Origin of the sequence: Erwinia sp. HR93 (assembly GCF_034555055.1) — a bacterium.
Taxonomy (GTDB): domain Bacteria; phylum Pseudomonadota; class Gammaproteobacteria; order Enterobacterales; family Enterobacteriaceae; genus Apirhabdus; species Apirhabdus apintestini.
Genome location: NZ_JAXUDP010000001.1, coordinates 1480598 through 1492961, shown reverse-complemented (window position 1 = coordinate 1492961; position 12364 = coordinate 1480598). Strand labels below are relative to the sequence as shown.

Sequence of the window (12364 nt, the reverse complement as noted above, 5' to 3'; positions counted from 1 at the left end):
CGTGTATGAAGAACTGGAGAACGCTGCTTCTCGGTATCGCCTTTACGGTGAATACCGCCTTCGCCGCCCCGCAGGTCGTCGACAAAGTCGCCGCTGTGGTCAATAACGGCGTCGTACTGGAAAGCGACGTGGACGGCCTGATGCAGTCGGTAAAACTGAACGCCGACCAGGCGCGCCAGCAGCTCCCGGATGATAAAACGCTGCGACATCAGATAATGGAACGTCTGATCATGGATCAGATCCTGCTGCAAATGGGCCAGAAAATGGGCGTTAACGTCAGTGATGCCCAGCTCGATCAGGCGATTTCAGGCATCGCTAAGCAAAATGGCATGTCGCTCGATCAAATGCGCAGCCGCCTTGCTTATGAAGGGATTAGCTACCCCACTTACCGTAGCCAGATCCGTAAAGAGATGGTTATCTCCGAAGTGCGCAATAATGAAGTGCGCCGCCGGGTCACTATTCTGCCGCAGGAAGTCGAGCAACTGGCCCAGCAGGTGGGAAACCAGAACGACGCCAGCACAGAATTAAACCTGAGCCATATTCTGCTGCCGTTACCTGAAAATCCCACTTCAGCGCAGGTGAGTGAAGCGCAAAGCGTGGCGCAGTCCATTGTCGAACGCGCGCATAACGGCGAAGACTTTGGCAAGCTGGCTATCACCTATTCCGCAGATCAGCAGGCGCTAAAAGGTGGCCAAATGGGCTGGGGACGTATTCAGGAGCTACCGTCACTGTTCGCCCAGGCGCTCAGTACCGCTAAAAAAGGCGATATTATCGGCCCGATTCGCTCCGGCGTCGGCTTTCACATCCTTAAAGTGAACGATATGCGCGGCCAGACGCAAAATATTTCCGTCACGGAAGTGCATGCGCGCCACATTCTGTTAAAACCGTCGCCTATCCTGAACGACGCGCAGGCGCGTCAAAAGCTGGAAGTTTTAGCGGCGGATATTAAAAGCGGAAAAACAACGTTCGCCAACGCGGCGAAAGAGTTCTCTCAGGATCCGGGTTCCGCTAATCAGGGCGGCGATCTGGGCTGGGCAATGCCGGATATCTACGATCCTGCGTTCCGCGATGCGCTGCAGCATCTGCAAAAAGGCCAACTCAGCGCTCCGGTGCACTCCTCCTTCGGCTGGCATCTGATTGAAGTAATGGATACCCGAAAAGTGGATAAAACCGACGCCGCGCAGAAAGATCGCGCCTACCGCATGCTGTTTAACCGTAAGTTTGCCGAAGAAGCGCAAACCTGGATGCAAGAGCAGCGCGCCAGCGCATACGTTAAAATATTGAGCCGATAAATGGCGTTAGTTCCACGTATCGTTATTACGCCCGGCGAACCCGCCGGGATTGGTCCCGATCTCGTTGTTGCCCTTGCGCAGTACGGCTGGCCCGCTGAGCTGGTTGTCTGCGCCTCGCCCGAACTCCTTCACACGCGCGCGTCCCTTCTGAAACTACCGCTGCAGCTGAAACCCTATCAGTCGGACGCCCCTGCGCGCGCTCAGCATGCGGGGACGCTCACCGTTTTGCCTATCCCACTGCGCGTAGACGCCGCGCCCGGACGGCTTGATACGCGCAACGGCGCGTATGTCGTTGAAACGCTGGCGCGCGCCTGCGACGGTTGCCTGAACCAGGAGTTCGCCGCGCTGGTCACAGGTCCGGTTAATAAAGGCGTAATTAACGACGCGGGCATCCCCTTTACCGGGCATACGGAATTTCTGGAGTCCCGCGCGGGCAGTGATAAAGTCGTGATGATGCTGGCAACCGATACGCTGCGCGTTGCGCTGGCAACCACGCATTTACCGCTGCGCGCGGTCGCGGATGCCATCACGCCGGCACTACTGCGCCAGGTGATAACGATTTTGCATCGCGATTTGCGCGATAAATTCGGTATTCAGGCACCCCATATCCTGGTCAGCGGCCTCAACCCCCACGCCGGTGAAGGCGGTCATATGGGGCGCGAAGAGCTCGACGTTATTATCCCGACGCTTGACGCGCTGCGCGCTGAAGGTATGAATCTAACCGGGCCTTTACCGGCCGATACGCTATTTCAGCCCCGCTATCTTAATAGCGCTGACGCCGTCCTGGCGATGTACCACGATCAGGGGCTACCCGTGTTAAAGTACCAGGGCTTTGGCCGGGCGGTGAATATCACGCTAGGCCTGCCCTTCATTCGTACATCGGTTGACCACGGCACGGCGCTGGAACTGGCCGGCCGTGGCGTCGCCGATGTCGGCAGTTTCATTACGGCGCTTAATCTCGCCACCAAAATGATTGTTAATAGGCAATGAATAATCGAGTCCATCAGGGGCACCTGGCCCGCAAACGCTTCGGGCAAAACTTTCTCAACGATGCCTTCGTTATCGACAGTATCGTCAGCGCCATTCATCCCCAAAAAGGCGACGCCATGGTGGAAATTGGCCCGGGTCTTGGCGCCCTCACCGAGCCCGTCGGCGAGCGGCTGGATAAACTCACCGTTATCGAACTCGACCGCGATCTGGCTGCGCGTTTAAAAACCCACCCGTTCCTTGGCCCTAAACTCACGATTTATCAGCAAGATGCCATGACCATGGACTTTAGCGAACTGTCTCGTGAGCTTGGGCAGCCGCTGCGGGTGTTTGGCAATCTGCCGTATAACATTTCAACGCCGCTGATGTTTCACCTGTTTAGCTATACTAATGCTATTCAGGACATGCACTTTATGTTGCAAAAAGAGGTGGTCAATCGTCTGGTTGCAGGGCCGAACAGTAAAGCCTATGGCCGTTTAAGCGTTATGGCGCAATACTATTGCCAGATTATTCCGGTGCTGGAAGTGCCTCCCTCCGCGTTTACACCAGCGCCGAAAGTTGATTCGGCCGTCGTGCGTTTGGTTCCGCATGCTACGCTGCCGCATCCGGTTAAGGCGCTGCGGATATTGAGCCGGCTAACAACCGAAGCCTTCAATCAGCGGCGTAAAACTATCCGCAATAGCCTCGGCAACGCGTTCAGCGTTGAGGTGCTTAATAAACTGAATATCGATCCTACGCTGCGCGCTGAAAACCTTTCCGTTGCGCAATACTGTGAGATGGCCAACTACTTAGCTGACAATCCGCCGACACAGGAGAGCTGAAGAAATGATTAATTCGCCCCGCGTTTGCGTACAGGTGCAAAGCGCCTATATTGAGTCGCAGTCCCTCCCGGATGAGGAACGTTACGTCTTCGCATATACAGTCACCATCCGCAATCTGGGGCGTCAATCCGTTCAACTGCTCTCCCGTTACTGGTTAATTACCAACGGCAACGGCCGCGAAACCGAAGTTCAGGGCGAAGGCGTTGTCGGCGAGCAGCCGCACATTGAGCCCGGCGGCGAATACCAATATACCAGCGGCGCGATTATCGAAACGGCACTGGGAACCATGCAAGGCCGCTATGAAATGATTGATGAAACCGGGCGCACATTCAGCGTTGCTATTCCGGTTTTCCGCCTGGCCGTTCCCTCTCAAATTCACTGATTATTATGGCAACTTATCTCATTGGTGACGTTCACGGCTGCTTTGATGAACTGACGGCACTTTTAAAACAGGTCTCTTTTACGCCAGGGCAGGACACGCTGTGGCTGACCGGCGACTTAGTCGCGCGCGGCCCCGGCTCTCTGGATGTCCTGCGCTACGTGCGCGGCCTGGGCGACGCCGCGCGCATTGTTCTGGGCAATCACGATTTGCATCTACTCGCCGTCTATGCCGGCATCAGCCGTAATAAACCGAAAGATCGCGTTTCCGCCCTGCTCGATGCGCCCGATGCCGATACGCTGCTTAACTGGCTGCGGCGCCAGCCTTTGCTTCAGGTCGATGAAGAGAAAAAGCTCGTTATGGCCCATGCGGGCATCACACCGCAGTGGGATATCGATACGGCCATAGCCTGCGCGCGCGACGTTGAATCCGTTCTTGCAAGCGACAGCTATCCGCTGTTTCTTGATGCGATGTACGGCGATATGCCTAACCACTGGGATCCCCATTTAACCGGGCTGGCACGCTTGCGATTTACCACTAACGCGCTAACGCGAATGCGCTACTGCTTCCCGAACGGACAGCTAGAAATGTACTGCAAAGATACGCCGGAAAATGCCCCCGCGCCGCTTAAACCCTGGTTTGCGATTCCCGGGCCGGTATCTAACGCCTATAGCATCGCCTTCGGACACTGGGCTTCACTGGAAGGGAAAGGCACGCCGGAAGGAATATACGCACTGGATACGGGCTGCTGCTGGGGCGGGGTGCTAAGCTGCCTGCGCTGGGAAGATAAAACCTGGTTCACCCAAGTTTCCCTGCGTCACAATGAAGGCAGCGACAGCGCAATCGCCTCCTGAGGCGCCGCTCTGGCTCTGGTATCAATACCTGCCCCGCATTCGGCTGTTGCGCGCCAGCGGGGCAATCAAGCGCTTATTGGCGATATCGCCGCTGGATGAAACCGCGCCAGGCGCAACAGTATTCAGTATTCAGTATTCAGTATTCAGTATTCAGTATTCAGTATTCAGTATTCAGTATTCAGTATTCAGTATTCAGTATTCAGTATTCAGTATTCAGTATTCAGTATTCAGTATTATTTTGATATTCAGGCACGTAACCCTCTGAAATACCGCACGGTGCCTGAATGCGCGGGTTAATCCCGCCGCTCCAAAATTTCAAAGCAGTAACCGTGAGAGTTATTTTCATCAGGCTCATGAAACTCGCTAAAAACTGACTGCCAGGCGTCCGGCTGATAGTCAGGAAAATGAGTGTCACCTTCGATTTCCGCATCAATGTGTGTCAAATAGATACGCTGCGCCAGCGGCAAAAACTGGCGATAAATATTGCCACCGCCAATCACCATAATCTCCTCTGCGTTTTCACAGGCGGCAATGGCTTCGTCCGGCGATTTAACCCAGATAACGCGCTCGTCCTCACCCGGGTGGCGGCTTAATACAATATTTCGGCGCCCGGGCAGCGGGCGGCCTATCGATTCCCACGTCAGGCGCCCCATTATCACGGGTTTATGTAGCGTATTACGCTTAAACCAGGCGAGATCCGCAGGCAGGCTCCAGGGCATGGTATTGTCCATTCCAATCACGTTACCCGCCGCCATCGCGGCAATCAGACTGATCATACGTCGCACCTTTGCATGAGAAAATTCGCGGACACTATACGTAAAGCGGCGCTATCCGTCGACTCCTGCAAAACTCTCCTGATTAAGTTAGCTCCGCTTTGCGGGCGCTAAATATCAATAACCCGCGTCGTGCGCTTTTCCTTATGTCGAAAAAACACGCTTGCGGCGGGAAAGCCCTAAAAAAGCGCCGTCCGGCGCTTTTAGCTGTGAAAATGGCTGGGTTAACCGGTGGTGCAAACGGCTTAATACCGCATTCAGGCGCCGGTATTATCAGGATCGTCGCGGCTATCGCCGCTGTGCACGCCTTCTTCCGTACCCTGCCAGCCGTGGCGCTGGATTTGATTAAGCCGGGTGCGCTCCTCGCTAATCAGCTCCGTCAGCATAGTACTGGTCCGGCGATATACCGCGGCGCGGGAAGCGGTATCAGTCGCACCAGCAACCATCTCCTCAACCATTATCTGGTTAAAACGACGAAAATGATCGGCGCGTTCACGTGCTTCATAACGTCCAAGCCCCAGCAATTCCAGCGCCTGGCGCCCTATTTGCAGGGCACTCTCGAAGGTTTCTCGTTCTGGATGAGCAATCCCCGCCTGGCGAAGCTGGACGTAATGTTCCACATCCCGGGCGCGGGCGACGATTTGCAAATGGGGGAAATGTTCTTGCACCTGCTCCGTTAGCGCCATACTGGCCTGCGGGGAATCGATGGCATTAATCAGGATATCCGCCTTTTCTGCCCCAGCAGACGCCAGTAAGTCGATGCGCGTGGCGTCGCCGTAAAAAACCTTCATCCCAAACTTTCGCAGCGTTTCAATATGGTCGGGATCGTGGTCTAAAACCACCATTTTTACCCCGCTGGAAAGCAATAAACGGCCGGCGATTTGCCCAAACCGACCAAAGCCGGCAATAATAACGCGCGGCTGATCCTCATCGATTTCATCGGCTTCACGCGTTTGCTGCGAATTATTTTTCTCAAGTCGCGACAGTAATACCAGCAATAGCGGCGTCGCCGCCATTGAAAGCGCGACCGAGAGAGTCAGCGCCTTTGCCCAACCGTCATCCAGCACGCGCGCCGTTTGCGCTGCGCCAAAGATGACAAAAGCGAACTCGCTTCCCTGCCCCAGCAGGGCGGCAAAATTTTTCCACTGTCGGCGCGGTACTCTAAGCGGCCGGGCAATAAGCCACAGCATTAGCGCTTTTAGCAGCAAGAAACCCACCAGCAGAATAATCACGCGCAGAGGGTTATCTATCAGCGTGCCAAAATCGATAGACATCCCAACTCCGATAAAAAATAGCCCTAAGAGCAAGCCTTTAAAGGGCTCAATATCGCTCTCCAGCGCGTGCCGGTACTCTGAGCTGGCCAGTAATACGCCGGCCAGAAACGCGCCCATCGCCATCGACAGGCCGGCTTCTTCCAGCAATAGCCCAAAACCAAAGATCAGAAATAGCGCCACGGCGCTGAATACTTCCCGCAATCCTGAGCGCGCGACAAAGCGCAGCAGCGGGCGCGTGACGTAACGCCCGAGGATTATTACCAGCGCCAGTGCGCCGACGACTTTAAGCGCAGAGAGCGCAAACGCGCCCAGCGTCGTGGTCGCACCGCTACTGGCCAGCAGCGGTATCATCGCCACCAGCGGAATAGCGGCAATATCCTGAAACAGCAATACGGCAAACGCGCTGCGCCCCATTGGCGAGAGCGTTAAATTGCGTTCATTCATCGCCTGCATGGCAATCGCCGTGGACGATAGCGCCAGCGTCAGGCCAATTAGTACCGCCACCGGAACGCTCAACCCCAGTAGCGCGCAAAAAATACCTAGCGCCAGCCCACAGCCTGCCATTTGCAGCACGCCGCCACCAAATACCGAAGCGCGTAGCATCCAGAGCCGTTTTGGGTCCAGTTCCAGGCCAATAACAAATAGCATCAGCACCACGCCGATTTCAGCGAAGTGTAAAATGGCCTGCGCATCCGTTACAAGCCGCAGCCCCCAGGGGCCAATCACACAACCGGCAATGAGGTAGCCTAATACCGATCCCAGCCCGAGGCGTACCGCAATCGGCACTATCAGTGCCGCAGCGCCTAAATAAATTAGCGCCTGAATCAAACTATGACTATCCACGCTGTGTCTCCTGCCAGTCTCGTAACCGCTGTTGGTAGGCTGACGCCCGACGCGTCAGCGTCTCATCATCACACACAAAAGCGTTGTGGATGACGAAAGGCGGCAGCCAGTACATTCCACAATAGAGTGCCGTTGCCTGTAACGGCTGCGCCAACGTATCGAAACCTGGACGATCGCCCAGCGTGAAGTGGTGCTCGCCACCGCCCGTCGTTACGGCCCACATCAGGCTTTTTTTCTGTAACGCTGCTCCCCCTTTGCCATACGCCCAGCCGTGCGATAGCACTTTGTCTATCCAAAGCTTCAGGAGAGGCGGTACGCCGTACCACTGCATTGGGTGCTGCCAGATAACCAGGTCGGCGCGCGTTAACGCGGCCTGCTCAGCGGCAATATCGATATCAAAATCAGGATAAAGTTGATAAAGCGACCGAACTTCCACGCCGGGTAGCGTCATCGCCTGTTCAATCATGCACCTATTGGCGTGAGAATGATGCGGATAGGGATGAGCATAAATAATTAAAATCATGGGTTAGCCTGTTTTCACTACTCTGTTGTTATCAATCGCACAGCTTCAGCGAGTGTCATCAGTGTAGGCGGTGAACCAACGAGTTAACAGGTAAGAGAGAAAACAGGCGTACATTCAGAGGAATTAAAATGGGCAGCGAGGCAGCGAGGCAGCGAGGCAGCGAGGCAGCGAGGCAGCGAGGCAGCGAGGCAGCGAGGCAGCGAGGCAGCGAGGCAGCGAGGCAGCGAGGCAGCGAGGCAGCGAGGCAGCGAGGCAGGAAAGCCTGACCGCTGCCCCGGCGTAAGCAAGGATTAGTTGTCGAGTTCACTCATCGACTTCAGGCGATCGCGATTAATTTGTTCCGTTTGTCCGGTAGCTGCATTTTTGTAAGAGACCAGCCCGGTATCGTTATCTACCTGCGGCTTACCGTCGGTGACAATCGTTTTACCGTCGGTGGTTTCCAGCGTCTGGTTTGAAGAGCATCCTGCAATAAAAAGAAAAGCCGCTGCGGTCATTGAGGCGGTGAATAGTCGAGTTAAGCGCATATCTGATTCCTGTTTTCATTTCAGTATCAATTACCTTCCCCATAACTATAGTCAGATATTTATCAGTCTGCGCACAGCGGGGGGGAAATACAGAGCACTCCTGGCGCTGCATCGCAAAGTGTGCGCTGATTGCCGCGGCCCGCTATTTGTGACATTCGGGTCGTAAAACAGGCCGAATGAATTAAGCCGTGTATTTCGGAAAGGCGCTGGCAGCGCTTCAGCGCCAGCGGAATGAAGTACAGGCAGGCCTTTATTGTTCTCGATTAACTTTCCCCCGCCCTAAAGCCCGAGCGTAGAAAAAATGTCAGCGCACGCCGCGTTGCGGCACCCAGCACCCAGCACCCAGCACCCAGCACCCAGCATCCAGCATCCAGCATCCAGCATCCAGCATCCAGCCTCCAGCATCCAGCCTCCAGCCTCCAGCCTCCAGCCTCCAGCCTCCAGAATCCAGCCTCCAGCCTCCAGCCTCCAGAATCCAGCCTCCAGCCTCCAGCCTCCAGCCTCCAGAATCCAGCCTCCAGCCTCCAGAATCCAGAATCCAGCCTCCAGCCTCCAGAATCCAGAATCCAGAATCCAGAATCCAGAATCCAGAATCCAGAATCCAGAATCCAGAATCCAGAATCCAGAGTCCAGAGTCCAGAGTCCAGAAAAAGGTACCGTACTATCACACATATAATAAAGGGCGCATTCGCTGCGCCCTTTATAAATTACCCGGCTTGATTCACTATCCGCCGGCGCGGTTATCCACACCATGCGTGGATAATCCACCGCATTGATTACGCCAGCAACTGCGCATGCATCTCCTGTACCGAGATCACTTGCTCAGTGGCATCCGCGCTTAGCGCCATCGCTGTTGCAAACCCGCCGTTAAGCGTGGTGTCGTAATGGACCTTGTATTGCAGCGCGCTGCGGCGAATTAGCTTCGAATCTTCAATAGCCTGACGTCCGGCGGTGGTGTTGATGATATACGTATATTCGCCGTTTTTAATACGGTCCTGAATATGCGGGCGTCCTTCATGCACTTTGTTGACCAGCCGCGGGTTAATTCCTGCCTCGCCCAGCGCAATAGCGGTGCCGTGCGTGGCATCCAGCTCAAAACCCTGTTTAAGCAGGCGCGCTGCCAGGTCGACGACGCGGGCTTTATCTTCTTCCTTCACCGAAAGCAGCGCGCGCCCGGTTTTTTGCATTGTGGAGTGACTCCCTAGCTGCGCCTTAGCAAACGCTTCGGCAAAAGTACGCCCCACGCCCATAACTTCACCCGTAGAACGCATTTCCGGCCCCAGCAGCGGATCGACTCCCGGGAATTTGTTAAACGGCAGCACCACTTCTTTTACGGAATAGTAAGGCGGGATGACTTCGCGCACCTGCCCTTGTTGCACAAGCGTTTTACCCGCCATCACCCGCGCGGCAACTTTGGCCAGCGGCACGCCGGTCGCTTTAGAGACAAACGGTACGGTGCGCGCGGCGCGGGGATTCACCTCAATCAGATAAACTTCGCTGTCTTTCACGGCAAATTGCACATTCATCAAACCGCGCACTTGCAACTCTAACGCCAGTTTTTGCACCTGGCGGCGCATTTCATTCTGAATATCCTGATTTAAGGTATAGGCAGGCAGTGAACAGGCGGAATCGCCGGAGTGCACCCCCGCCTGCTCAATATGTTCCATGATACCGCCGATGAGTACCGTTTTTCCGTCGCATACGGCGTCAACGTCGACTTCAACCGCATCATCTAAAAAACGGTCCAGCAGCACCGGAGCGTCGTTAGAGACGCTGACCGCCGTCTGGAAATAGCGCCGTAGGTCCGCTTCATCATAAACGATTTCCATCGCCCGCCCGCCCAGCACATAAGAGGGGCGCACCACCAGCGGATAACCGATTTCCTGCGCTTTATCCACCGCCTGCTCAAGGGCTGTCACGGTCGCATTTGCAGGCTGTTTCAGTTTCAGGCGATCGACCGCCAATTGAAAACGCTCGCGATCTTCCGCACGGTCAATGGCATCCGGGCTGGTGCCGATAACCGGAACCCCGGCGGCTTCCAGCGCGCGCGCCAGTTTCAGCGGCGTTTGGCCACCGTATTGCACAATAACCCCCGTCGGCTGCTCAATGCGCACAATTTCAAGCACATCTTCCAGGGTGACTGGCTCAAAGTAGAGCCTGTCGGAGGTATCATAATCGGTAGAAACCGTCTCTGGGTTGCAGTTCACCATAATGGTTTCGTAGCCGTCTTCACGCAGCGCCAGCGACGCGTGTACGCAGCAGTAATCAAACTCGATGCCCTGCCCGATACGGTTTGGACCGCCGCCGAGTACTATAATCTTTTCCCGGTCGTGGTTCGGGTTCGCCTCGCACTCATCCTCATAGGTGGAGTACATATAGGCAGTATCGGTAGCAAATTCAGCGGCGCAGGTATCCACGCGTTTATATACCGGATGCAGGGCGTATTGCTCGCGCAGCCGCCGCACTTCACCTTCGCGTACGCCGGCGAGTTTCGCCAGGCGCGCGTCGGCAAATCCTTTGCGCTTAAGCTGGCGCAGAAACTCGCAATCCAGCCCGGTAATACCCACTTCCGCGACACGCTCTTCGAGCCTGACCAGTTCCTCAATTTGCACCAGGAACCAGCGGTCAATATTGGTCAGATTGAAGATGCCATCGACGGAAAGCCCGGCGCGAAAGGCATCAGCCACGTACCAAATGCGCTCAGCGCCCGCGTCTTTCAACTCACGACGGATTTTAGTCAGCGCCTCCGGGTCATCCAGGCTAACTTTCGGGTCGAACCCCGTGGCGCCGACTTCTAGCCCGCGCAGCGCCTTTTGCATCGACTCCTGCAGCGTGCGTCCAATCGCCATGACTTCCCCAACGGATTTCATCTGCGTAGTTAGTCGATCGTTCGCACCGGCGAATTTTTCAAAGTTAAAGCGGGGGATTTTAGTGACTACATAGTCGATGGACGGCTCAAATGACGCCGGCGTTCGCCCGCCGGTAATATCGTTCATCAACTCATCCAGCGTATAGCCGACCGCCAGCCTGGCGGCGATTTTGGCGATAGGGAAACCGGTGGCTTTCGACGCCAGCGCCGAAGAGCGAGAAACGCGCGGGTTCATTTCGATAACGATCAGCCGCCCGTTTTTCGGGTTTACGGCAAACTGTACGTTAGAGCCACCGGTTTCCACGCCGATTTCGCGCAATACCGCCATCGAGGCGTTACGCATGATTTGGTATTCTTTGTCCGTCAGCGTCTGCGCCGGTGCGACGGTAATGGAATCACCGGTGTGGATACCCATCGCATCAAAATTTTCGATGGCGCACACAATGATGCAGTTATCATTTTTGTCGCGCACCACCTCCATTTCGTACTCTTTCCAGCCAATAAGAGATTCATCGATCAGCAACTCATTGGTAGGCGACAGATCCAACCCGCGCTCGCAAATTTCTTCAAATTCTTCACGGTTATAGGCGATACCGCCGCCCGTGCCGCCCATAGTGAACGACGGGCGGATAATACACGGAAACCCTACGCTCTGAGCCACTTCCAGCGCTTCTTCCATAGTATGCGCAATGCCGGAACGCGCCGTTTCCAGGCCAATCTTTTTCATTGCTACGTCAAAACGACGGCGATCCTCGGCTTTGTCTATCGCATCCGCCGTCGCGCCAATCATGGTAACGCCAAACTCGGCCAGGATGCCTCTGCGCTCTAGCTCTAGCGCACAGTTGAGCGCAGTCTGCCCTCCCATCGTTGGTAAAACCGCATCCGGGCGCTCTTTTTCAATGATGTTGCGCACCACTTGCCAGTGGATCGGCTCGATATAAGTCGCATCCGCCATTTCCGGGTCAGTCATGATGGTCGCCGGGTTAGAATTGACAAGTATGACGCGGTAGCCCTCTTCGCGCAGCGCCTTACACGCCTGCGCGCCGGAGTAGTCAAATTCACAGGCCTGGCCGATAACAATCGGGCCAGCGCCGAGGATCAAAATACTTTTTATATCAGTACGTTTTGGCATGGATCTCTCTTCTCCGGAGAACCTGTCTGTACCAACTGCAGGCAAAATGCAGGCGAAAGGCGCGTAGTCAATAACGGCTAAAATCGTACGTTC

General features: G+C 55.4%; 11 protein-coding genes. 5 read left to right on the top strand and 6 right to left on the bottom strand.

The window, feature by feature from the left end; translation table 11 throughout:
* Positions 1-5 precede the first annotated feature (5 nt).
* The 5 genes from surA to apaH are packed head-to-tail and all read left to right on the top strand — an operon-like array spanning position 6 to position 4333.
* Positions 6-1292: a peptidylprolyl isomerase SurA gene (gene surA / locus SFA31_RS06945; RefSeq protein ID WP_322837321.1), complete on the top strand. Its 1287-nt coding sequence runs from the start codon at positions 6-8 to the stop codon at positions 1290-1292.
* Positions 1293-2282, top strand: coding sequence for a 4-hydroxythreonine-4-phosphate dehydrogenase PdxA (pdxA, locus tag SFA31_RS06940; RefSeq protein ID WP_322837320.1), 990 nt, complete (start codon positions 1293-1295; stop codon positions 2280-2282).
* Positions 2279-3100 (top strand): 16S rRNA (adenine(1518)-N(6)/adenine(1519)-N(6))-dimethyltransferase RsmA, encoded by an 822-nt coding sequence (rsmA, locus tag SFA31_RS06935; RefSeq protein WP_322837319.1) that lies wholly within the window; start codon positions 2279-2281, stop codon positions 3098-3100. Before pdxA ends, rsmA begins: the two co-directional genes overlap by 4 nt.
* 4 nt (positions 3101-3104) lie before the next feature.
* Positions 3105-3482 carry a Co2+/Mg2+ efflux protein ApaG gene (gene apaG / locus SFA31_RS06930; protein WP_322837318.1) on the top strand — a complete coding sequence of 126 codons (378 nt, stop codon included), beginning with the start codon at positions 3105-3107 and terminating at the stop codon, positions 3480-3482.
* A 5-nt stretch (positions 3483-3487) separates the two neighbouring features.
* Positions 3488-4333, top strand: a complete 846-nt coding sequence (apaH, locus tag SFA31_RS06925) for a bis(5'-nucleosyl)-tetraphosphatase (symmetrical) ApaH (RefSeq protein ID WP_322837317.1) — start codon at positions 3488-3490, stop codon at positions 4331-4333.
* Positions 4334-4626: 293 nt separating this feature from the next.
* On the opposite strand, the gene folA is transcribed toward apaH, so the two are convergent.
* From folA to carB, 6 genes are all read right to left on the bottom strand, one after another.
* A complete protein-coding gene (folA, locus tag SFA31_RS06920; protein WP_322837316.1) occupies positions 4627-5109 on the bottom strand; it encodes a type 3 dihydrofolate reductase in 483 nt (160 codons plus the stop codon).
* Positions 5110-5363: 254 nt separating this feature from the next.
* A complete protein-coding gene (gene kefC / locus SFA31_RS06915) occupies positions 5364-7223 on the bottom strand; it encodes a glutathione-regulated potassium-efflux system protein KefC (protein WP_322837315.1) in 1860 nt (619 codons plus the stop codon).
* Positions 7216-7746: a glutathione-regulated potassium-efflux system oxidoreductase KefF gene (kefF, locus tag SFA31_RS06910; RefSeq protein WP_322837314.1), complete on the bottom strand. Its 531-nt coding sequence runs from the start codon at positions 7744-7746 to the stop codon at positions 7216-7218. Before kefF ends, kefC begins: the two co-directional genes overlap by 8 nt.
* Before the next feature lie 290 nt (positions 7747-8036).
* Complete coding sequence (locus SFA31_RS06905) at positions 8037-8270, bottom strand: YgdI/YgdR family lipoprotein (RefSeq protein WP_322837313.1); 234 nt, start codon at positions 8268-8270, stop codon at positions 8037-8039.
* A gap of 279 nt (positions 8271-8549) precedes the next feature.
* Positions 8550-9023 (bottom strand): hypothetical protein, encoded by a 474-nt coding sequence (locus SFA31_RS06900; RefSeq protein WP_322837312.1) that lies wholly within the window; start codon positions 9021-9023, stop codon positions 8550-8552.
* 23 nt (positions 9024-9046) lie between these two features.
* Entirely contained in the window at positions 9047-12271 is a 3225-nt protein-coding gene (carB, locus tag SFA31_RS06895; protein WP_322837311.1) for a carbamoyl-phosphate synthase large subunit, read from the bottom strand.
* Positions 12272-12364: the final 93 nt, after the last annotated feature.